This window comes from Lagierella sp. ICN-221743 (assembly GCF_037890055.1).
Taxonomy (GTDB): domain Bacteria; phylum Bacillota; class Clostridia; order Tissierellales; family Peptoniphilaceae; genus Mediannikoviicoccus.
In genome coordinates this window covers 92,455-115,645 of record NZ_JBBKBD010000002.1, presented here as the reverse complement: position 1 = coordinate 115,645, position 23,191 = coordinate 92,455, and the positions used below count along the sequence as shown (strand labels likewise).

The 23,191-nt window shown below is 32.3% G+C and carries 25 protein-coding genes; 24 read left to right on the top strand and 1 reads right to left on the bottom strand.

Annotated elements, in window-relative coordinates; all coding sequences use genetic code 11:
• Window positions 1-33 precede the first annotated feature (33 nt).
• Genes WKS98_RS01650 through WKS98_RS01575 form a run of 16 tightly spaced genes read left to right on the top strand, consistent with a single transcriptional unit; the run spans window position 34 to window position 15,173 of the window.
• Entirely contained in the window at window positions 34-915 is an 882-nt protein-coding gene (locus tag WKS98_RS01650; protein WP_498916357.1) for a YicC/YloC family endoribonuclease, read from the top strand.
• Window positions 916-924: 9 nt separating this feature from the next.
• Complete coding sequence (gene gmk, locus WKS98_RS01645) at window positions 925-1,512, top strand: guanylate kinase (protein ID WP_498916355.1); 588 nt, start codon at window positions 925-927, stop codon at window positions 1,510-1,512.
• Window positions 1,512-1,727, top strand: coding sequence for a DNA-directed RNA polymerase subunit omega (gene rpoZ, locus WKS98_RS01640; RefSeq protein WP_498916353.1), 216 nt, complete (start codon window positions 1,512-1,514; stop codon window positions 1,725-1,727). Before gmk ends, rpoZ begins: the two co-directional genes overlap by 1 nt.
• Window positions 1,727-2,890 carry a bifunctional phosphopantothenoylcysteine decarboxylase/phosphopantothenate--cysteine ligase CoaBC gene (gene coaBC / locus WKS98_RS01635; protein WP_498916351.1) on the top strand — a complete coding sequence of 388 codons (1,164 nt, stop codon included), beginning with the start codon at window positions 1,727-1,729 and terminating at the stop codon, window positions 2,888-2,890. Before rpoZ ends, coaBC begins: the two co-directional genes overlap by 1 nt.
• On the top strand, window positions 2,887-5,268 hold the full coding sequence (gene priA, locus WKS98_RS01630) for a primosomal protein N' (RefSeq protein ID WP_498916350.1): 2,382 nt from the start codon (window positions 2,887-2,889) through the stop codon (window positions 5,266-5,268). Before coaBC ends, priA begins: the two co-directional genes overlap by 4 nt.
• Window positions 5,269-5,278: 10 nt before the next feature.
• Window positions 5,279-5,773, top strand: coding sequence for a peptide deformylase (def, locus tag WKS98_RS01625; RefSeq protein WP_498916348.1), 495 nt, complete (start codon window positions 5,279-5,281; stop codon window positions 5,771-5,773).
• Complete coding sequence (gene fmt / locus WKS98_RS01620; RefSeq protein ID WP_498916346.1) at window positions 5,774-6,709, top strand: methionyl-tRNA formyltransferase; 936 nt, start codon at window positions 5,774-5,776, stop codon at window positions 6,707-6,709.
• A gap of 11 nt (window positions 6,710-6,720) precedes the next feature.
• Entirely contained in the window at window positions 6,721-7,413 is a 693-nt protein-coding gene (locus WKS98_RS01615; protein ID WP_498916344.1) for a zinc metallopeptidase, read from the top strand.
• On the top strand, window positions 7,413-8,714 hold the full coding sequence (gene rsmB / locus WKS98_RS01610) for a 16S rRNA (cytosine(967)-C(5))-methyltransferase RsmB (protein ID WP_498916343.1): 1,302 nt from the start codon (window positions 7,413-7,415) through the stop codon (window positions 8,712-8,714). The genes WKS98_RS01615 and rsmB overlap by 1 nt, the downstream gene beginning before the upstream one ends.
• 23 nt (window positions 8,715-8,737) lie before the next feature.
• Complete coding sequence (gene rlmN / locus WKS98_RS01605) at window positions 8,738-9,781, top strand: dual-specificity RNA methyltransferase RlmN (RefSeq protein ID WP_498916341.1); 1,044 nt, start codon at window positions 8,738-8,740, stop codon at window positions 9,779-9,781.
• A gap of 4 nt (window positions 9,782-9,785) precedes the next feature.
• Complete coding sequence (locus WKS98_RS01600) at window positions 9,786-10,523, top strand: Stp1/IreP family PP2C-type Ser/Thr phosphatase (RefSeq protein WP_498916340.1); 738 nt, start codon at window positions 9,786-9,788, stop codon at window positions 10,521-10,523.
• Window positions 10,520-12,472 carry a Stk1 family PASTA domain-containing Ser/Thr kinase gene (gene pknB, locus WKS98_RS01595; protein ID WP_498916338.1) on the top strand — a complete coding sequence of 651 codons (1,953 nt, stop codon included), beginning with the start codon at window positions 10,520-10,522 and terminating at the stop codon, window positions 12,470-12,472. The genes WKS98_RS01600 and pknB overlap by 4 nt, the downstream gene beginning before the upstream one ends.
• Window positions 12,472-13,338, top strand: coding sequence for a ribosome small subunit-dependent GTPase A (rsgA, locus tag WKS98_RS01590; RefSeq protein WP_498916336.1), 867 nt, complete (start codon window positions 12,472-12,474; stop codon window positions 13,336-13,338). Before pknB ends, rsgA begins: the two co-directional genes overlap by 1 nt.
• Window positions 13,338-13,994, top strand: coding sequence for a ribulose-phosphate 3-epimerase (gene rpe, locus WKS98_RS01585; protein ID WP_498916334.1), 657 nt, complete (start codon window positions 13,338-13,340; stop codon window positions 13,992-13,994). Before rsgA ends, rpe begins: the two co-directional genes overlap by 1 nt.
• 10 nt (window positions 13,995-14,004) lie before the next feature.
• The gene (gene thiT, locus WKS98_RS01580; RefSeq protein ID WP_498916333.1) at window positions 14,005-14,550 is read left to right on the top strand and encodes an energy-coupled thiamine transporter ThiT; all 546 of its coding nucleotides are present in this window, start codon (window positions 14,005-14,007) and stop codon (window positions 14,548-14,550) included.
• Window positions 14,550-15,173, top strand: coding sequence for a thiamine diphosphokinase (locus tag WKS98_RS01575; RefSeq protein WP_498916332.1), 624 nt, complete (start codon window positions 14,550-14,552; stop codon window positions 15,171-15,173). The genes thiT and WKS98_RS01575 overlap by 1 nt, the downstream gene beginning before the upstream one ends.
• Window positions 15,174-15,210: 37 nt before the next feature.
• Here the strand turns inward: WKS98_RS01575 and rpmB are convergent, their stop codons facing one another.
• A complete protein-coding gene (gene rpmB, locus WKS98_RS01570) occupies window positions 15,211-15,408 on the bottom strand; it encodes a 50S ribosomal protein L28 (RefSeq protein ID WP_498916330.1) in 198 nt (65 codons plus the stop codon).
• 201 nt (window positions 15,409-15,609) lie between these two features.
• On the opposite strand from rpmB, the gene WKS98_RS01565 reads away from it, so the two are divergent.
• The 8 genes from WKS98_RS01565 to WKS98_RS01530 all read left to right on the top strand — a co-directional run bounded on the left by WKS98_RS01565 (window position 15,610) and on the right by WKS98_RS01530 (window position 23,181).
• Entirely contained in the window at window positions 15,610-15,975 is a 366-nt protein-coding gene (locus WKS98_RS01565) for an Asp23/Gls24 family envelope stress response protein (protein WP_498916329.1), read from the top strand.
• Between the two features lies 1 nt (window position 15,976).
• Window positions 15,977-17,608: a DAK2 domain-containing protein gene (locus tag WKS98_RS01560; RefSeq protein WP_498916327.1), complete on the top strand. Its 1,632-nt coding sequence runs from the start codon at window positions 15,977-15,979 to the stop codon at window positions 17,606-17,608.
• A 46-nt stretch (window positions 17,609-17,654) separates the two neighbouring features.
• The gene (recG, locus tag WKS98_RS01555) at window positions 17,655-19,679 is read left to right on the top strand and encodes an ATP-dependent DNA helicase RecG (protein ID WP_498916326.1); all 2,025 of its coding nucleotides are present in this window, start codon (window positions 17,655-17,657) and stop codon (window positions 19,677-19,679) included.
• A gap of 8 nt (window positions 19,680-19,687) precedes the next feature.
• Entirely contained in the window at window positions 19,688-20,230 is a 543-nt protein-coding gene (rsmD, locus tag WKS98_RS01550) for a 16S rRNA (guanine(966)-N(2))-methyltransferase RsmD (RefSeq protein ID WP_498916324.1), read from the top strand.
• Window position 20,231: 1 nt separating this feature from the next.
• Window positions 20,232-20,702, top strand: coding sequence for a pantetheine-phosphate adenylyltransferase (gene coaD / locus WKS98_RS01545; RefSeq protein ID WP_498916322.1), 471 nt, complete (start codon window positions 20,232-20,234; stop codon window positions 20,700-20,702).
• A gap of 83 nt (window positions 20,703-20,785) precedes the next feature.
• Window positions 20,786-21,262: an ATPase gene (locus WKS98_RS01540; protein WP_498916320.1), complete on the top strand. Its 477-nt coding sequence runs from the start codon at window positions 20,786-20,788 to the stop codon at window positions 21,260-21,262.
• A 249-nt stretch (window positions 21,263-21,511) separates the two neighbouring features.
• Window positions 21,512-22,906, top strand: coding sequence for a glycine--tRNA ligase (locus WKS98_RS01535; RefSeq protein ID WP_498916319.1), 1,395 nt, complete (start codon window positions 21,512-21,514; stop codon window positions 22,904-22,906).
• Window positions 22,906-23,181: a glutaredoxin domain-containing protein gene (locus WKS98_RS01530; protein WP_498916317.1), complete on the top strand. Its 276-nt coding sequence runs from the start codon at window positions 22,906-22,908 to the stop codon at window positions 23,179-23,181. Before WKS98_RS01535 ends, WKS98_RS01530 begins: the two co-directional genes overlap by 1 nt.
• Window positions 23,182-23,191 lie beyond the last annotated feature (10 nt).

The following is a 23,191-nucleotide window of genomic DNA, read 5'->3' as shown; positions in this document are numbered from 1 at the left end:
TGTTATAGAATGAAAAGAAAGAAGAGGTGGACTATGATATATTCAATGACTGGTTTTGGAAGATCATCCATAGAAGACAATAGCTATGGAGTATCTGTAGAAATAAAAACTGTAAACAATAAATATTTAGATGTGCAAGTTAAAAATCCTAACTTTTTAAATTTTTTAGAAGAGGATATTAAAAAGACCATAAGAAAAAAATTGGACCGAGGACGTGCAGATGTCTTTATAAGATGTCAAAAGAAAGAATCCAACATTTCGAAGATGTATTTTGATTCCAACTTAGTTTCAAATTATATTGAAGCGGTAAAAGATTTAGAAAAATCACTGGACCATGACTTTAAATTAAAACTTTCGGACATTATGCAACTGGAAGGAGCTTTGCAAATTGAAGAAAGCGAGCAAGATGAAAAGTATTTAAAGGAACTTATACTTTCACAAGTTGAAAATGCTCTTGAACTCTTAATCCAAATGAGAAGTAAAGAGGGAGAAAATATTTCCAAAATTATTAAAACTCAACTTGATGAGATGAAAAGAATTGTAAAAGAAATAAAAGAGCTGGCAGAGTCTTCCCATGATGAGTACAAAGATTCTTTAATTAAAAAGCTTCAAGAACTAAATGACGAAGATTTAAAACTAGACATGGATAGAATCTACTTAGAGGTTGCTCTATATGGAGAAAGATCCGACATAACCGAGGAGATAGTTAGATTAAATTCACATATTGATCAATTTTTACTTACCCTTAAGGCAAATGAACCAAAGGGACGTAAGCTTGACTTTATTGTTCAGGAGATGAATAGAGAGGTCAATACAATATCATCAAAATCTCCAGACAAGACGATTGTACAAAATTGCATTGAGCTAAAATCAATTATAGAAAAGATTAGAGAACAAATACAAAATATTGAATAGGAGGGCAACATGAGAGATGGTTTTTTAATGGTTATTTCAGGACCTTCAGGTGTCGGTAAGGGCACCGTTTGTGAAGCTCTAAGAGCAAAGAGAGACGATATTAAGTACTCTATATCAGCAACCACAAGAAAAAAGCGTCCTGGAGAAGTTGACGGAGAAAACTATTATTTTTTATCTCTAGATGAGTTTAAGGAAAAGGTAAAGAGGGATGAATTTATAGAACATGCAAAGGTTCATAATAATTTTTATGGCACACCAAAGGCCTATGTTGAGGAAAATATAGGCAAAGGTAATATTGTAATTCTTGAAATAGATGTTCAAGGTGCTTTGCAAGTAAAGAAAAATTTCCCCGGTGCAGTTTATATATTCCTACTTCCTCCAAACCTGGAAGAGTTGAGGTCAAGAATTACAAAAAGGGCCACAGAGGACGAAGAAACTATTAATTTAAGAATGCATAATGCAGAAAAAGAACTTTCTTTTATTGATAAATACGATTATGCGGTTGTCAACGATGTAGTTGATGACACAGTTTATAAAATACAATGTATTATTGAAGCAGAAAAATTAAAAGCGACATATTTAGGAGGTATGAAATAATGATAAATCCATCATTTAAAGAATTAGAGAGAATTTCAGGAAGTAGATATGCAATTTGTGTAATTGCATCAAAAAGAGCAAGAAGAATCATAGACGGATCTGAACCACTGGTAAAATCAAAGACAACAAATCCTGTTACAACAGCAATTTCTGAAATTATGGAAGGTAAAGTAACCTACAATGTCGACAGTGAAGAAGAAAAAAAGGATGAATAATGAATAAAAAGATTTTGCTTGGAGTCACAAGCGGAATAGCAATCTATAAGGTAGTAGACCTTTGTTCACGACTTGTTAAGGCAGGGTATGAAATTGAAATAATAATGACTGAAAATGCTACAAAAATGATTTCACCCCTTGTTTTTGAAACCATTAGTAGGGGCAAGGTTCATACAGAAATGTTTCACAGCGGTCATCATGAAGAGGTTGAACACATCGAGATGGCCAAGAGGGCGGATTTGTTTTTAATCGCTCCAACCACTGTAAACACACTGGCAAAGATTGCAAATGGAATTGGAGACAACTTACTAACCTCTACGGTATTGGCATATGACAAGACGATTATGCTTGCCCTTTCAGCCAATACAAAGATGATTGAAAATCCAGTAACAAAAGAAAATATAAAAAAATTACAAGATAAAAATTTTGAGTTTATTAATTCAAAGTCTGGAATGCTTGCTTGTAACACCATTGGTAATGGAAGACTTGCAGAACCAGAAGAGATATTTGAAAGAGTCGAAGACTACTTTGTCGAAAAGGACCTAAAGGGTAAAAATATAATAGTTACAGCGGGGCCAACTAGGGAAGATGTTGACCCAGTAAGGTATATTACAAATCGTTCCAGTGGGAAGATGGGGTTTGCAATTGCAAAAAAAGCATTTCAAAGAGGAGCTAATGTAACGCTGATACACGGAGATTGTAAAACAAGCCTTCCATATGGACCAAAAAACATAAGAATAAATTATAACCACGAAATTAAAAGCGAAATAGAAAAGAGATTTGATGATGCTGACTGCTTGATTATGGCGGCTGCGCCATGTGATTTTAGAGTTGAAAAATATTCGGAAAATAAAATTAAAACAAAGAATAAATTAACACTTAGCTTAGTTGAAAATGAAGATATTTTAAAATACTTTGGTGAAAAGAAAAAAGAACAGTTGATAATTGGGTTTGCGGCAGAGACATTTGATCTATATGAAAATGCAGTGAAAAAATTAGAATCAAAAAATTGCGATTACATTATTGCAAATGACGTTTCAAGCTCCACTTCAGGCTTTGATGTGGATGATAACAAGGTGTCAATTATTTCAAGAGAAGAGACAATTGATCTACCACTAATGCCAAAAATCGAATTAGCAGATGAAATTTTGAATTTAATATGATAGTAAATATTGTTTTAGAAAATAAGACGAGAGTGCTGGACCGATTATTCAGTTACAGCGTTCCAGAAGAATTAAAATTAAATATAAAAAGAGGAAGCAGAGTTATAGTTCCATTTGGAAGAGGCAACACCAAAAAACTTGGAATAGTTGTAGAGATTGCAGATAGTCCACTGGTTGATGTAAAGTTAAAAGACATTTACAAACTAGTAGATCATGAGCCAATAATTTCTGAAGAGCTAATAGACCTTGCTCTTTTTATGAGGGATAGATATCTCTCTGATTTATCTTCTGCATTCCAAAGAGTTTTACCGCCTGGAAATTGGAAGGATCTGGAAAAGTTAATTTATCTAAATGAGGAAACTAACGACAAGGATATTTCTGTTTTTTTTCAAAGACCAAGGGAGTATAGTGCGGCAGTAGAGAGATTTGACGAAGAAACTATAGAAAACTTAATTGACGAAGGCGTTTTAAAGGAAAAATATGATATTAAAGATAGAATTAAGCCGAATTTAGTAGAGTATTACACAATAAATAAAAACGTTGATACAGAAAACAAATTAAAAAATGCACCGGCTCAAGAAAAAATCTTTGAATTTATTTTAGAAAACGGTCCTGTTGATAAAAAAACAATTTTAATGGAGACAAATTCATCCCTATCTAGTTTAAAAGGTCTAGTAGAAAAGGGATTAGTATCCTTTGAACTTAAAAATGAATTTACAAAAGTTACAAGGGATTATAAAAAATATTCGAAAATATCTTTAAACGAAGAACAGCAATTTGTTTTAAAATCCATTTTGGATGGAGATAAAAACAAGTTTTTAATTCATGGAATTACAGGAAGTGGAAAGACGGAAATTTATCTTCAAATAGTTGAAGAGATGTTAGAGCAAGGAAAATCATGTATTATTTTGGTTCCAGAAATATCATTAACACCACAGACCATACTTCGTTTTTCAGGAAGATTTCCAGGAAAAGTGGCAGTGCTCCACTCTAAATTAAATCAAAGGGAGAAACTTGAACAGTGGCAGCAAATTAAAAATAGCACCTTCCCGATAGTTATTGGAGCAAGATCTGCAATATTTGCGCCGGTGGATAATCTTGGAGCAATTATAATAGATGAAGAGCATGACCAAAGTTATATCTCGGATATGAATCCAAAGTATGTTACAAGGGAAGTTGGCGAATTTTTAATTGAAAGACTAAATGCAAAACTAGTTCTTGGATCGGCAACGCCTTCTATTGAGTCCTACTACTTAGGAGAGCAGGATGATTATGAAATTCTAAATATAAAAAATAGGGCAACTGCAGGAATATTACCGAAAGTAAATATAATCGATATGAGAGAAGAACTTAAAAAGGGAAATACTTCTGTAGTTGGTGAAGAGTTACATGATGCAATTGTAAACAATTTGGAAAACAAGAAGCAAACACTTTTGTTTTTGAATAAGAGAGGACACACTTCATATGTATTTTGCAGAAGATGTGGATATGTAATGAACTGTGACTCGTGCGATGTTTCAATGACTTATCACAAGTACAATAACATCTTATTATGCCATCAATGTGGAAGGACTAAAAAGAAACCAGAGATATGTCCAAATTGTGGAAGTAAGTATATAAGAGAGTTTGGTGCTGGAACTGAAAAGCTTGAAGAGTATTGCTATGAGAATTTTCCAGATGCAAAAATATTTAGAATGGATGCAGATACCGTAAGAACCAGACAAGAGTATCTAGAAGTATTTGACAGGATGAACCAAGGTAAGATTGACATACTCGTTGGAACTCAAATGATAACTAAGGGCTTTGACTTTCCAAACGTGACCCTAGTAGGTGTTATAGCTGCAGACTTAAGTTTAAATGTGGGAAGCTATAAGGCAACGGAGACCACATTTCAGTTGTTAACTCAAGTTTCGGGTAGAGCTGGAAGGGGAGATGACGCTGGTGAAGTTTTTATACAGACTTATAAGCCAGAAAACTATTCTATTGAGGCCAGTAAGAATCATGACTTTATAGATTTTTACAACATGGAGATAGAACATAGAAAACTATTTAAATATCCACCATTTTATACGATTTTTTGCATTAATATATCGGGGAATCAACGTATTGCGACGAGACAAAAATTATTTGAACTGCAACAGCACATTCAAGCTGAATTAATAGAGAATAAAATAAAAGAGGTTGAGATTATTGGTCCAAACCCAAGTCCAATCTCAAGAATTAACAATAGATATAGGTTTTATACTTTTTATAAGTACAAAGATGATAATGAAAAGATTAAGGAAATTTTCAAATCCATTTTAGTAGATAACAAATATAATGTTGATTTACAAGGATTCAAGTTGAGCCTAACTTTTAATCCGACAAATTTTATCTAAGGAGGTAAATATGGCTATTAGAAATATTAGGATTATAGGAGATCCAATTTTAAATAAAAAAGCTAGAGAAGTTGAAAAAATTGATAATAGAATTTTGCAACTTCTTGATGATATGGAAGAGACTATGAGAGATGCCAATGGACTTGGCCTTGCAGCGCCTCAAATAGGAATATTAAAAAGACTTGTGGTTGTAGATATGCAAGATGGAAATGGGGTTATGAAAATGATAAACCCAAGGATAACCGAAAAATCTGAAGAGAATCAAGAGAACTTGGAAGGTTGTTTATCAATTCCAGGCAAATCTGGACTTGTAGATAGACCTAAGAACTTGGTTCTTGAATACACAGATGTTAATGGCGAAAATGTGGTTGTTAATTGTGATGAGTACAAAGCTGTTTGTATTTGCCACGAGCTTGACCACTTAGATGGAATACTATATCCACAATTAGCAAAAAAAATGTTTGACAATAGTGAACTTGAAAAAGAAGAAGAGGATGATGAATAGATGAAGCCTAAGGTTATATTTCTGGGCACACCTGAATTTGCAGTGGAGTCTTTAAAAGCCGTATACGAAAGTGAAAAGTTTGAGATTCCTCTAGTGATTTCTCAAGTTGATAGAAAGAGAAATAGAGGCAAAATGACTCCCACTCCTGTCAAGCAGTATGCACTGGACAAAGGCTTAGATGTATTTACTCCAGATGATATAAATAGTGACGAAAGCTTTGAAAAAATAAAGTCCTTAGACCCGGATTTTCTTGTGGTAGTTGCGTATGGACAAATTATTAAAGAAAGACTGCTTTTGGAATTCAAGGACAGAATTTTAAATGTACATTCTTCACTACTTCCAAAGTACAGGGGAGCGGCGCCTATAAACTGGGCAATAGTTGAAGGTGAAGAAAAAAGTGGAATAACTATAATGCTTGTTGAAAAAGGACTTGATACAGGAGATATCCTTTATAGCCTCGAAAAAGAAATAGCTCCAGATGAAAATGCAGAAGAGCTACATGATGCACTAATGGTATTAGGTGGTAGGGGCATTGTGGAAGTACTTGGAAAATTTGAAAAATACTATGAAAATAGAAAAAAACAAAATGAAGAAGAAGCAATATACAAAGGAATGTTAAATAGAAAAGACGGAAAAATCTCTTGGGATGACAACTGTTTAAAAATCTATAACAAGTTTAGAGGTTTTTATCCATGGCCTGGATCCTTCTTTAAATATGAAGAAGATAATGTAAAAGTCTTAGATATGGATTACGTTATTGAAGAAGTTAAACAAGAACCAGGTTTTGTTGAAGAAGTTGGTCCTGAAAATATAAAAATTACCGCTAAAGATGGGTATATTTTATTAAAGGAGATTCAATTTCCAAACAAAAAAAGAATGTCAGTTGCAGACTTTCTAAAGGGAAATGAATTTAAGAAAAATATTTATTTGAAATAGGAGGTAATATTATGTATGGAATGATGCCATATTATAATAGCAACGGATTTTGGATGATTGCCTTACTTCTGGCAATGGCGTTTGGACTTATAGCACAAATGAAAATAAAAAGTACCTATGCAAGGTATGCAAGGGTACAAAATAAAAAGAATATTACTGGAATGCAAGCGGCAAGGGAAATTCTTGATAGAAATGGCCTTGCGGATGTAAAAATAGTTCCAATCTCAGGAGAACTTACAGACCACTTTGATCCTACAGAAAATATAATTAGATTATCTGAAAGAGTTTATAGCGATACAAGTATTGCTTCTGTAAGTATAGCAGCCCATGAGGTGGGACATGCTATTCAACATGATAGAGGATATGCCTTTTTAAACTTTAGAAATAGTCTTGTACCTGTTGTGAATTTTGCATCAAGATCAATTTACCCAATGTTTTTGGTTGGAATTTTCATAGCACCATTTTTTATAAATGTTGCCATTGCAGTATTTGCAATAACAGTGTTATTTCAAATAGTAACACTTCCTGTTGAGATTGACGCAAGCTCAAGAGCATTAGAAAACCTTGATGGATCAATACTTCAAAGAGAAGAGATGCAAGAAGGCAAGAAAGTGCTTTCTGCAGCGGCAATGACATATATTGCAGCAGCACTATTCTCATTGGTACAGTTACTAAGATTAATGAATAGTAGAAGAGACGATTAATGAATGAAAGAAATTTTTCCATACAAGTTTTATTAAATGTGGAGCAAGGAGGATACTCTTCTGAGCTTTTATCAAAAATTCCAAAGAATTTAAATTCTCAATTAATTAGGCAAATAGTTCTTGGAGTTATTGAAAATGATATATTCCTGGAGATGGCAATATTAGGAGAACTTGATAAACCAGATAAAACTCTTCCTCAAGAAGTAGTAACTATTTTAAAAGTTGGAGTATATCAAAAGTTCTTTATGAATTCAATTCCAGATTATGCCATTGTAAGCGAGAGTTTAAATTCATGCGAGTATTTTAAAGTAACTCAGTATAAGGGTCTGGTTAATTCGATTTTAAGAAATATTGATAATTCAACGATAGAAGAAAAGATTTCAAATATGCCGTCAGTTAACGATAGGCTTAAGGCAAAATACTCTGTTAGTGATGATTTTTATGAATTATTATTTGAAAATTATAAAATAAAAACCATTAGAAAAATTTTGAAATCATATGTGGAAGTTCCAGATCTTGTTATAAGGGTTAATAATTTAAAAACTTCTACAAAAGAATTGAAGTATGAGCTTGATAATCTAAATATAGAATATGAAGAGCATCCATTTTTAGAAGATGCATTAATCATAATTAAAGCAAGTAATCTTTTTGAAACTGATATTTTTAATAACGGACACTTTACTATTCAAGGTGGCGCTTCAATTCTTACAAGTTTGGTTTTGAATCCAGAAAAGAATTCTAAAATTCTTGATATTTGCGCAGCACCGGGAGGCAAAACCTGTCACTTGGCCGAAATTGTTTCAAATACTGGAGAATTTTTGGCCAATGACTTGCATGAACAAAAGATTGAAAAGATAAAAGAAAATGCAAAAAGACTTGGATGTAAAAATATAGAATACAGTAATTTTGATGGAGTTTTGTTTAAAGAGAATTTAGTTAACTCCTTTGACTATATTTTGTTAGATGCGCCTTGCTCAGGGTCGGGAATAGTTAGTAGAAATCCTGAAATAAAACTGAGAAGAACAAAGTCTGAACTAGAAAAGCTAATAATAACACAAAGAGAAATAATGGATAACTGTTTGAAATATTTAAAAGTAGGAGGCTATTTAGTCTATAGTACCTGCAGTATCTTCAAACAGGAAAATGAAATGCAAAGAGAATACTTTTTAGATAGATATGAAAATATTAAGCCTGTTAATTTCAATTATAGAGATAATAATATTTCATACCTTTCACTAATGCCATATGAAAAGGGTACTGATGGTTTTTTCATATCAAAGTTTCAAAAAACATCTAATTAGTATGTTATAATGGTGTAAGATTAATGAAAAAAATAATATACAATAACTTAGAATATAATGAATTAAATTCTTCTTTACAAGATTTAAACATAGAAAAATATCGAACAAATCAAATTTTTGAAGGAATTCATCATTTACTTTATAATGATTTTGAAAATTTTACTAATCTTTCAAAAAAAATGAAAAAAATGTTGGAAGAAGAAGGAAAGTTCAAAAAAATAGAACTGGTTAAAAAGTTTGTTTCAAAGGTAGATAAAACCACCAAATACTTATTTAAACTTGAAGATGGAGCTTTAATTGAAACGGTTTTAATGGGTTATCATGATAGAAATACCATTTGTATTTCTTCCCAAGTAGGATGTAAAATGGGATGTAAGTTCTGTGCATCTACTAAGGCTGGATATGAAAGAAATTTAGAAGTATCAGAGCTTTTGGAACAAATCTATTACGTTTCAAGAACGGAAGATATTAGAGTGAACAATGTTGTCTTAATGGGAATTGGCGAACCATTAGACAACTATGAAAGTGTAATAAAGTTTATAAAGATTATTACTGACGAGAGAGGGTACAATATGTCAATAAGAAATATTACCCTTTCAACATGTGGGCTTGTTAAAGAAATTGATAGGTTATCCCAAGAGGATTTACCAATTAACTTAACTATTTCTCTTCATAATCCATTTGATTCTGAAAGAAGTGCAATTATGCCTATTAACAATAGATATAAAATAGGCGAGGTTTTTGAAAGTGCAAAAAATTATTTTAAATCAACTGGGAGAAGAGTTAGTTTTGAATATACTTTAATAAAAGATGTCAATGATTCTGATAGACATATAGATGAAATAGTAAAATTGTTTAGTCATGAAAACTTTCATCTAAACTTAATTCCTTTAAATGCAATAGATGAATTTGGGAAACCAAGTACAAACTCAAATGACTTGGAAATTTTCAAACAAAAACTTGTTAAAAGAGGAATTAATGCAACAATAAGAAAAAGTATGGGAATAGATATTGATGGAGCCTGTGGCCAATTAAGATCTGGTCATAAAAAAGAAATAGGGAAGTGATAAATTGAATTATTTTTCAGCAACTGATATCGGGCTACAAAGAAAATTAAATGAAGATTACTACGACAATTACGTAGACGGCGACACCACATTAATGGTTGTTGCAGATGGCATGGGAGGTCATAATGCAGGTGAAATTGCTTCCGAATTAGCTGTAAAATCTTTTATTTACTACTTTAGAGAAAATCTTGAAGACGTAGAGGATATGACTAAATTTTTAGCTGACTGCGTTAGCTATTCTAATGGAATTATATATGAAGAATCACATAATGATGACGAGCTATCTAACATGGGAACAACAATTGTAGCAGCTCTTATTCATGAAAATTATTTATATATATTGAACGTAGGAGACAGTAGAGCATATTTCAAAAACTCCTTTGGTTTCAAACAGGTTTCAAGAGATCACTCCTTGGTGAATGACTTGTTGATTTCGGGAACTATAACTGAAGAGGAAGCTAAAAACTATGGAAGAAAAAATGTTATTACTAAGAGTCTAGGTGCAGAACTCAATGTTGAACCTGACATAACGTCCTTGGAAATAAACGACGGGGATAAAGTATTATTGTGTTCTGACGGACTAAACTCTTTGGTTTCAGATGTAGAAATAGATGAAATTATTTCTAAAGAAGACAAAACAAAGGAAGAGAAAGTATTCGAACTCATAGACCTTAGTCTAAGTAGAGGAGGATACGATAATATTACAATTTCACTATATACGCATAAGGAGGAAGACAGATGATTGGTCAAACTCTTGGAAATAGATATTTAATTGAAGAAAACATCGGCGTTGGAGGAATGGCCGTTGTATATAAGGCAAAAGATAAATTGTTAAATAGATATGTGGCTATAAAGGTATTAAAAGATGAGTTCATGGATGATGAGGAATTTCTTAAAAAATTTGCCATGGAAGCCCAGTCTGCTGCATCTCTATCACATAACAATATAGTTTCTGTTTACGATGTTGGAAATGCGGTTGTAAATGATCAAAGATACAACTACATCGTTATGGAATACATTGATGGAAGAACATTAAAAGATGTAATCAATAATGAGGCGCCACTGGGAGCGGAGTTTGTCGCAAACATTGGTTTTCAAATAGCATCTGCCCTTGAAGCTGCCCATAAGAAAGGTGTAGTTCATAGAGATATAAAACCACATAATATACTTTTGGATAAAGATAATGTTGCTAAGGTTACAGACTTTGGTATTGCTAGAATTTCTTCATCTGCAACCATAACATATACGTCTACAGTACTTGGAACTGTGCATTATATTTCACCTGAACAGGCAAAGGGAAAATTTATAGACAAAAAATCTGATATCTACTCTCTTGGTGTGGTGTTATATGAAATGGCAACGGGAAGAGTTCCTTTTGATGCAGAAAATGCAGTTGGAATTGCACTAAAACACATACAAGATAAATTAGTAGAACCAAAGAGCATAAATCCAGATATTCCTCAAGGACTTAATGATATTATTTTAAAGGCCATGGATAAGGATCCTAATAATAGATTTAGCTCTGCTACTGAAATGAAGATGGCACTATTAAACTTTAGAAACTTCAAATTGACATACGATGACAACTTTGATAAGACTGAAAGAATTGGAGTAATTAAAGAAGAGGATATAAAACCTAAGACTGAGGAAAAGGCAGTATACAATATGAAAAAAGAATATGAAGATGAGGAAGAAGAAAAGAAGGGTGGTTTCTTTAAGACTTATATTCTTCCAATTTTGCTTGCACTTATAGTCGTTTCTGCTTCCGTAGTAGGAGTAAAATTTGTCAAGGGAAATCTTATTAAAGGTGATGTTGTAAAAGCGCCTCCTCTTATAGGTATTGATGTGGATTCAGCTCAAGAACAACTTGATGAACTGGACTTTGATTTAAAAATTAAAGTAATGGGAACTGTTGAATCAGATCAAAAAGAAGGGCTTATTGCAGAACAAGACCCAGAAAGTGGAACAGAGCTTAAAAGAGGATCAATAATAGAAGTTTATGTAAGTGGTGGAGAAGAAGATATTATTCTTAAGAGCTATACTAATTGGAAGAAGAATGATGCAATATCATCTCTTGAGGCACTTGGAATTCAAGTTGAAATTAAAGACTCCTTTAGCGACAATTTTGATGAAGGATATATTATAAGCCAAAAACCAGGCGCAGGAGAATCTGTTAAGAAAGATTCTACAGTTGAATTAGTGGTTTCTAAGGGAAAAGAAGATGATACAGTTCCGATGATCAATGTAGCGGGAATGAATGTTAGAAAAGCTACTGAAAAACTTGCAGAAGTTGGTTTAAAGTACAATATTGAAGAAACTGCTTCTAGCACAATTGACAAGGGTGTAGTTATAAGCCAAAGCGTTGACAATGGAGTTATGGTCAAGAAGGGTTCCGTAATAAATCTTCAAGTTAGTACAGGAGAAAAGGAAAAACCTTCGGAAGAAGCTGCCGAATCAAACACAAACAAAAAGACAACATCCTATACTTTTAGGGTCAGAGTAGCTGATATTTCACCAGGGGCATATAATGTTAGAATTGAAAGAATTGTCGGAGATAAGGAAGTTAATGTTTACAATCGTCAACTTGATACAGCAAGGGGCGATGCCAATATAACTATTAATGTTCGTAGGGGAGAAAGCTACAATGTTTATGTCAATGACGAATTATATAGTGGAGAAACTATAGAATAATGTCTAAGATTATTAAATCCCATAGAGGAATATATTATGTAGAAAAAGAAGGACAAGTTTATCTATGCAAGGCAAGAGGGCTTTTTAGAAATAATAAAATTAAACCAATAGTTGGAGATGAAGTTGATATTTTATTAAATAGCGATGGCACTGCCTATATCAACGAGGTGCACGAAAGAAAAAATCAACTTCTAAGGCCACCTATTTCGAATGTGGACCAGGTAATAGTTATAACGAGTCTTTCTTCTCCTGATATAAATTTATATACATTGGACAAATATCTTTTGATGTTAGAACTTTCCAATATTGAAACCAGAATTATTTTTAATAAAACTGATTTAGTTGATGAAGAATACAGCAATAACATTTCAAAAATATATAAAGATATTGGCTATGATATATACTTGAATACAAATAAAGAAGTTTATAATGGCGAGCTAGCAGAGCTGTTTAAGAATAAGACTACTGCCGTTACAGGACCTTCAGGAGTTGGAAAGTCTACTACATTAAATAAAATATTTTCTCATTTTGACTTTGAAACTGGTGCCATAAGTGAAAAGTCACTTAGGGGCAGACATACCACTAGACATATAGAAATATCTAAAATAAAAGACGGGAGTTATGTTATAGATACTCCTGGCTTTTCTGCGCTTTCTTTAGACTTTGTAAATGGAATAATTGAGATTTCCGATGGCTTTAGGGAGTTCGTAAACCTTAAAGAAGGATGCAGATTCAATAATTGTATTCATGAAAATGAACCTAAATGTGCAGTAAAGGAAGCTTTGCAAGACAAAAAAATAGCTGAAAGCAGATATAAGAATTATTTATTATTGCTACAAGAATTCAGAAACACAAGGGGGTATTAATGAGTTTTTTATCACCATCACTACTATCGGCCGACTTTTATAATCTTTCAAAACAACTGGATATACTTGCGAAAAATGAAATCAAGTACTTACATCTAGATGTTATGGATGGAAATTTTGTGCCAAATATATCTTTTGGTCCAGGAATTATTAAATCATTGAGAGAAAATTATGAATTTATTTTTGATACACATTTAATGATTACAAGTCCTGAAAAATATATTGAGGATTTCAAAAATGCAGGATGTGACATAGTAACTATTCATTATGAAGCCACTAAACATCCTCTTAGAGTATTACAACAGATTAGAGAGATGGGAATGAAGGCAGGAGTTTCTCTAAATCCAGGTACACCTGTTGAGGTTTTAGATTATCTTTGGGACGAACTTGACCTAATACTTATTATGACTGTTAATCCAGGTTTTGGTGGACAAAGTTTTATAGAGTCTCAAGTTAAAAAAATTAGAAAAGTTAGAGAACTCATAAATAAAAACAATCCTAATATCATTCTAGAAATTGATGGTGGAGTAAAGACCACAAATATTGAAAAACTTTTAGACTTGGATATTGATTTATTTGTTTCTGGATCAGATGTTTTTAGTAAAGATTTAGATGCGATGCAAGTTAAGCTTGATAAGTATAAAGAAATTTTATAGGAGGACAATATTGGAAAGTAGAAAAAGTAACACAAGATTTATTGCGGAAGCAGGAATAATGTTGGCATTGACATATATTCTAAACTTAATTAGACTTTATAAGTTACCACAGGGAGGCTCAATTACTCCGGGAGGATACGTTCCTCTTTTAATATTTGGCTTCAGATGGGGATGGAAAAAAGGTTTATTGCTTGGTGCGCTATATGGTCTACTAGACTATGCTATGGATCCTTTCTTTTTAAATCTAATTCAATTCTTGCTGGACTATCCACTTGCATATGCAATGCTTGGTTTAACAGGACTGTTTAGAAATAATCTAATTGTTAATGGCAAGGTAAATAACGCAAAGTTAATCATTGGAACAATTTTTGCAACTGCTTTAAGAATGTTAGCTGCTGTTATTTCAGGAGTTGTGTTCTTTAAACAATATTTACCACAAGACAAACCTTTCTTATTGGGTTCAATTCTATATAACGGCTCCTACACATTACCAAATATGATTATTGCTATTATATTGATTTTAATTATTTTTCCAAGGGTTAAGAACCAAGCATAATGATAGTTACAATAGTTACGGGGGGCGAGTTTATAAACGCCTCCCTTTTATTTAAATACACAAAAAATGCAGATTTACTTATTGGAGTGGACAGGGGAGTTGAGGAGCTATTAAAATCAAGGATTACCATGGACATTGCCATAGGTGATTTTGACTCCATAGATAATAAAGATTTTCTTCAATCTGATTTGGTTAAAGAAATAAATAAATTAAATCCTATTAAAGATATTTCTGATACACATGCAGCGGTAGAATATGCCATTTCAAAAAAACCGGATAAAATTTTTATTCTAAACGCAACGGGAACTAGAATGGACCATACTCTATCGAATATATCACTTCTAAAGGAAATTTATGAAAAAGGGATAGATGCATTTATAGTAGATAGTCACAATAGGATTAGATTTGGAAAGAGAAAAAATGTTATAAAAAAAGAATATGATTATGTTTCAGTAATACCATTAGAAGAAAAGATAAGGGTTAGTACTATTGGATTTCTATATGAAGTTAAAGATTTAGAACTAAACTATTCTCAAAGTAGATTCTTAAGCAATGAGCTTAAATATGACGAAGCAACTATTGACATAGAGGGAAGAGCATTAATAATTGAATCAAGAGATTAAAAAAGTGTAAAAAAAAATACCTAACAAGGTATTTTCATTAAAAATTTTGAGGTCTTTCTACTTTACCAGATCTTAAGCATCTAGTACAAACATTAATTCTCTTAGGTCTACCATCAACAACTGCTTTAACTCTTCTTATATTTGGCGCCCATGTTCTATTAATTTTTCTATGTGAGAAAGTTATTTTGTTACCAAATACTTTGCTCTTTCCACAGATATCACATTTTCTTGCCATTGTTACACCTCCAATCAGCGTTTATTGAATAATAACAATGGTATTATAACAAAATTTTAAAGCCTTTGCAAACTAAAATAGAAATAGTGTAAAATAAAGGGTAGATTAATTGGAGAATAATTGGGTATAATCTAATGAGTAATGATTTTAAAATAACTTAAAATGTAATACAATAGTATTTGTTATAAACAAGGAGGAATTATGTCAGCTAGTATAAAAAACGAATTTGGTTTAATTAAAATAAATGACCAGGTTATAGCAACTATTGCCAGTGATGCAGCTATGAAATGCTATGGCGTTGTTGGACTTGTTAATGCATCTGCATCAGAGAGCATTATGAACTTACTTTCAAAAGAAAGTCTTTCAGAAGGAATAGTTTTAAAAATTGAAGATAATAACCTAAACATAGATGTATCTGTAATACTTGAATTTGGAGTTAAGATTGCAACTGTTTGCGAAAATATTATAGAAACAATTAAATTTCAAGTTGAGCATGAAACAGGCATAAGAGTCAATGAAATTAATGTAATCGTAAGAGATATAAGACTCCAAAATCAGGAGGGATAGAATGTCAATAATAGATGGTAAAAGTTTAAAAAAGATTTTATCAGGAGTTTATTTTAATCTTGATAATCATAAACAAGAGTTAAATAGTTTAAATGTTTTTCCTGTACCAGATGGAGACACAGGAACAAATATGTCTTTAACTCTAAAATCGGCATATAACAATTTACAATCAGTAGATTCTGACAATATTGAAGAAGTTATTAAGGCATTTAGCAATGGTTCACTAATGGGTGCTAGAGGTAACTCTGGCGTAATAACATCTCAAATACTAAGAGGTGTTGCAAAGGGAATTGGAGAAAGCGAATCAATAGATGTTCTAGTTCTTAGAGACATTATGGCAAGCGCATGTAAGGTAGCTTATAATGCTGTTATGCAACCAACCGAAGGTACAATACTTACGGTTATTAGAGGTGCTGCAGAGTTTGCTGAAGAAAACTATCAAAACTATACTGATGTAAAAGAGTTTTTTAAAGATATTACTGAAGAAGCATCTAAGGTTTTAGATACAACTCCTGATATGCTACCAGTATTAAAACAGGCTGGTGTAGTAGACGCTGGAGGTAGAGGACTAGTTGTAATGATGGAAGGCGCTTTAAATTATAACAATCTTTCTAATTATGACGAAAATGAAGAAATTAAAGTAAAGGTCCCTGAGCATAATCACCAAAGTGAAGTTTCAGGTGATATTAAATTTGGTTATTGTACTGAATTTTTAATTGAATCAGAAAAAGGAGACTATTTACAATTTAGAAATAAGATTTCGAGTCTAGGAGACTGCTTAATCGTAGTTGGTGGAGAAGGTCTTATAAAGACACATATCCATACAAATAATCCTGGAAAAGTTTTGGAAGAAGCATTAAAACTCGGACAATTAAAAGATATTAAAATAGACAATATGAGAATACAACATAGCCATGTGGTTATGGGACATGAAGCAGATGTTTATTTAGATCCATACAACAATCCTGATGAAACAAAGAAATATGGTTTTGTTTCAATTTCCACTGGAGATGGATTTGAAAAGATTTTTGAAGAGCTCGGAGTAGATCAAGTTATTTCTGGTGGTCAAACAATGAATCCATCTACAGAGACCATACTTGAAGCTGTTAAAAAAATAAATGCAGATGATATATTCATTTTGCCAAATAATAGCAATATCATACTTGCAGCGGAACAAGCTAAAGAGCTTTCTGAAAAGAATCTTCATATACTAAAGACTAAAACTGTACCACAAGGTGTAGTTGCAATGTTATCTTTTGATGAAGATAATAGTGTAGAAGAAAACTTTGACGAGATGACAGAAGCTTTAGAAGCTGTAAGAACTGCTCAAGTTACATTCTCAGTAAGAGATACTGAAATGGATGGTCTAAAGATTAAAAAAGACGACTTCATAGGAATTGAAGGTGGAAAGATACTTGCAACAGGAAAGAAAGTAAATAAGACCACCTTAGAATTGCTAGAAAAAGTTGTTGATGATGAAGCAAGTCTATTAACCGTTTACTACGGCAGCGATGTTGAAGATAAAATTGTTAACGAGCTTGAAAGAAAACTTAAAAGAATTTACAAGGATATTGATGTTGAATTTATTAGAGGAGGACAACCTCTTTATCACTATATAATATCTGTAGAATAAGAAAGAGCCTTACTTATGTAGGGCTTTTTAAAATAGAGTTGATTATATGAAATTACAAGATATAAAAGGTCTTGGACCGAAGAAAAGAGAATATTTAAATAATTTGCATATTACAAGTGTTAAAGATTTGATTTTTCATTATCCCTTTAGATATGAAGACAGAAGAGATCCTAAGACTATAGAAGAGGCTTATGGAAAAGAGGATGCTCTTTTGCATTTAAATCTATTAAACAGTCCTAGCACTAGGTACTTAGGTGGAAACAAAAATATTACAACCATTAGGGCAACTGATGGTAAATATAAAATTGAGTTAGTTTGGTTTAATCAATCGTATATTCTAAACAATTTTAAGAATGTGGAAAAAGTTTATGTATTTGGTAAGGTTGAAAACTACAAGGGACAGTTAAAGATAACAAATCCTATAATTAGTAAGACTTTAGGAAATAAACTTGGAAAAATCGTTCCAGTTTATAATGTAACTAAGGGACTAACTCAAAATGATTTAAGAAACTTTATCGCCCAGTCGCTACAAAAGATGAAGTTTAAAGAAAATTTACCAAAGGATATACTAGACTCTAATAACCTAATGGGCTATAGAGAGGCCATTATAAACATCCACTTTCCAAACTCCATGTCTCTACTACAAAAAGCTATTGAAAGATTAAAGTTTCAAGAGTTGTTTCTATATCAACTGTATTTAGATATGAATTTTTCTCAAATAAACAAAGAGGGGATTTCATTTAAAATTGCTCCTGAAGTGGATGAGTTTATAAAAAAATTGCCATTCGAGCTTACATCTGCACAAGAACGAGTTGTGGGAGAAATTCTTGAAGATATGAAGTCGTCTTTTATTATGAACAGGCTATTACAAGGAGATGTAGGTTCAGGCAAGACCATTGTAGCCGCAATAGCAATTTTAAACGCCTATTACAATGGATATCAATCGGTACTTATGGCGCCAACTGAAATATTAGCCACTCAGCACTATGAAGATTTGAGAGATATGTTTTTAGGATATGGAATTAGAGTTGGTATACTGAAGGGATCATTGAGCAAGGTCAAAAAAGAAAAAATTATTGAAGATATAAAAAATGGCAATATTGATGTGGTGGTTTCAACACATGCGGTGCTAGAAGATAATGTTACTTTTGAAAACATTGGTCTTGTTATAACTGATGAGCAACACAGGTTTGGAGTAAAACAGAGGGCAATTCTAACTGGTAAAGGCAATGTAGACACTTTAGTTATGTCTGCTACACCAATACCAAGGACACTTGCGCTGGCAAAATATGGTTCACTAGACATTTCAATTATAAACGAGTTACCTAAGGGAAGAAAAAACATCGAGACCTATGCAGTGGGAATGAATTATGAAAAGAGAATAATGAATTTTCTTATTAAGCATGTAAATGAAGGTCGACAATGTTATATTGTATGTCCACTTATTGAAGAGTCGGAAAGTTTAAATTTAACTTCTGTAGAAGAACTTTATGAAAGACTAAACGAAACTTATTTTAGAAATATAAAAACTGGCCTAATCCATGGTGCTTTAAACCCAAAGACAAAAGACGAGATAATGGAAAGTTTTATAAAGAATGAAACTAAGATACTCTTTTCCACCACAGTTATTGAAGTTGGTGTGAATGTTCCAAATGCAAACACAATGGTAATTTATAACGCAGACAGGTTTGGACTTTCACAGCTTCACCAACTAAGGGGAAGAGTTGGTAGGGGAAGTTATCAATCATATTGTATTTTACTTAATGATTCTAAAAGTCAAATTGCAAGAGAGAGAATGAGAATAATGGAATCCACCAATGATGGTTTTATTATTGCTAAAAAAGATTTAGAGTTACGAGGCTCTGGAGATGTTATTGGATTTAGACAATCAGGAGAAGAACAGTTTAAATTAGTAAACCTGTTTGAAGACATAGATATGTTAAAGAAGGTTCGAAGCATAACGAGAGATGTTTTAGACAATAACAAATTAGACTCTGTTGACTATAAAAGTTTAAAAGAAGAACTTAATAGTTATTCTAAAGAAATTGAATCACAAATTATTTTTAATTGAGGTAAGTTATGAGGGTTATTTCAGGAAAGAAAAAGGGCATGAGATTACTTAGTACAAGGGATCCAAATACAAGGCCAACAGAAGATAGGATAAAAGAATCCATCTTTAATTCCCTTTTCAATATTGAAGAGGGATCAAAGGCTCTTGATTTATTTGCAGGCACTGGTGGCATGGGAATAGAATTTTTAAGTAGAGGTTCGGATTTGGTAGTTTTTTGCGACAAGAGCAGATTAAATATTAACTGCATAAAGGAAAATCTAAATAGCACCGGTTTTACTGCTAATGCAAAAATTTATCAGAGTGATAATGAAAGAAATCTTTTTAATATAAAGTCAGATAATATAAAATTTGACTATATTTTTCTAGATCCACCATATGATAAAATCGATTTATACTATGACAGCTTAGGTTTTATTAGAGAAAATAAACTTTTAAATGATGATGGAATCATCATTGTTGAATCGGAGCAAAGATTAGAAATTAATGGCTATGATATAATAAAAACCAAAGAGTATGGAAAGAAGATTATCTATTTTTTAGGTGGAGAGTAGAATGAAAGTAATTTATCCAGGAAGTTTTGACCCAATAACTTTAGGGCATTTAGATATTATTGCCAGGGCTGCAAAAAAATTTGACAAGGTTTATGTAGCCATATTAAACAATGTAAATAAGAATTATATATTTGACGTATACGATAGAAAAAAAATCATTGAAGATGCATGTAAAGAAATTCCAAATGTGGAAGTAGTTATATTTGGGGGCCTTCTTATAGAACTTTGCAAAGAGCTAGATGTTTACAATATTCTTAGAGGACTGAGGATGATTTCAGATTATGAGACAGAAGTTCAAATGGCCCTTGCAAACAAATCTATGAATGATGAAATTGAAACTTATTTTATGGTTTCAAGTCCAATATATTCACATGTAAGTTCTTCACTAGTAAAAGAAATATTTCATTATAATGGAGATTATAAAAAACTTGTGCCAAGCCTGGCTTATGAAATGTTAAATAATCTTAAGTAATGAAATTTTATACAGTTAAATTCTTGTATATGTCAAGGTTTTATTATATAATTGGAACAGAATTATAAATTGGAGGTATTTGTATGGATGTAAATCAAATTATCGAAGAGATAGAAGATCTTTTAGATGACGCATCAACAGTTCCTTTTTCAAAGAAAGTTTTAGTAGATGCAGATGACGTTCTTCATCTATTACAACAAATTAGACAAGGACTACCTGGAGAAATTAAACAAGCTCAATGGGTAAATGAAGAAAAGGATAAAATTTTAGCAGAAGCTGAAAGAGATGCTGAAGAGATAAGAAACGATGCAGGAAGACAAGCTGACAAGATTATTAATGACGCAAAAGAAACTTTTAATAATATGATTAGCGAACACGAAGTTACAAAGAGTGCTAACAAATATGCAGAAGATATTGTAACAAAAGCGGAAAAGAATGCTTTAATTTTAAAGAACGAATCTATGACTTATGTTGATGAGTTATTAGCTACTACACAAGACAAGCTAAAAGATATTTTATCTGACTTAGACGAAGATAGAAAAGAATTAAAACAAGAATAAATTTTGGAGATTTACTCATCAAATAATCCTTGATTTTAAAATTTAATAGGGCCGTGAAGAGAAAAAAGCATCTAAAGTTTTTTAAAGAGAGCTAATGTTTGGTGGAAATTAGCAAAACTTAAATGTGGGGAGTCTTGGAGCCTTAACTTTAAGAGACGGCAATGGCCGTAATTAGGGTGGAACCGCGGATAACTTTCGTCCCTAGCTTAGGCTAGAGTCGGAAGTTTTTTTATTAAATAAGGAGGAATTATGAAAAAGGATATTACAATGGAAGAAATTGTCTCATTAGCAAAGATGAGAGGATATGTTTTTCCAGGATCAGAAATATATGGTGGATTATCAAATACTTGGGACTATGGTCCACTTGGAGTTGAATTAAAGAACAATGTAAAAAAAGCATGGTGGAAAAAGTTCGTACAAGAAAAAGAGTATAATGTTGGCATTGACGCAGCAATACTTATGAATCCTGACGTTTGGGTTGCATCAGGTCATGTTGGTGGATTTTCTGACCCTCTTATAGACTGTAAAGCTTGTAAGTCAAGATTTAGAGTTGACAAGCTAATAGAGGACTACTACCTAGATGAAAAGGGAGAAGAGTTAACGGGTCTTGATGGAATGTCAAATGACGAACTAATGGAGATTTTACACAAAGAACATATTGCTTGTCCTAAATGTGGTAAGTTTGATTACACTGATGTTCGTAAATTTAACTTAATGTTTAAAACATTCCAAGGTGTTACTGAGGATTCAACTTCTGAAATCTATTTAAGACCAGAAACTGCACAAGGTATCTTTGTTAACTTTAGAAATGTTCAAAGAACATCTAGAAAAAAAGTTCCTTTTGGAATTGCGCAAATTGGTAAGTCATTTAGAAATGAAATTACACCAGGAAACTTTGTCTTTAGAACAAGAGAGTTCGAACAAATGGAACTAGAATTTTTCTGTAAACCAGGAGAAGATTTAGAATGGTTTAACTTCTGGAGAAAGTACTGCTACGATTTCCTTGTGGACCTAGGAGTGGAAGAAGATAGACTTAGACTTAGGGATCACAGCAAAGAAGAATTGTCTTTCTATAGTGTTGCTACAACAGATATCGAATACAAATTCCCATTTGGATGGGGAGAACTTTGGGGAATTGCGGACAGAACAGACTACGACCTAAATCAACATATTAATTCAGTTAATGCGGATTTTGTATACACAGATCCTATTACAAATGAAAAATATGTTCCATATTGCGTAGAACCTTCAGTAGGTGTTGATAGAATGTTCTTAACTTTCCTTTGCAACGCATATGAAGTTGAAACTCTTGAAGACGGAACAACAAGAAATCTGTTAAAACTTCATCCAGCACTGGCACCATATAAGGCTGCGGTACTTCCTCTTACTAAAAAATTAACTGATAAGAGTGACGAAGTTTATAAAAAGTTATCTAGAGTGTTTAATGTTGACACAGACGTTTCAGGATCAATAGGTAAGAGATATAGAAGACAGGACGAAGCGGGAACACCTTTCTGCATCACAGTTGATTTTGATACTCTAGAAGATGAAACTGTAACTGTTAGACATAGAGATAGTATGGAGCAAGAGAGAGTTAAGATTGACGACTTAATTGACTTTATTGCTGAAAGGATAGAGTTTTAATGGAGATAGTTGTATATGGTGGCAGCGAATGCCCTATGTGTAAACCTGCTTCAGATAAGCTTAAGGAAAATGGAATAAAACATAATTACAGAGATATTATGAGATCTATTGTAAGATTAAAAGAATTTCTTGCCCTTAGAGATAGCAGAGAAGAATTTGATAAGGTAAAGGAACAAAAATTAGTTGGAATACCATGCTTCCATCTTATAGACGAAGATAAAATTTCTTTTGACGTAGATGAAGTAATTGAATATGTAAAACAAAAAGAAAAGTAAGAAGGTATAT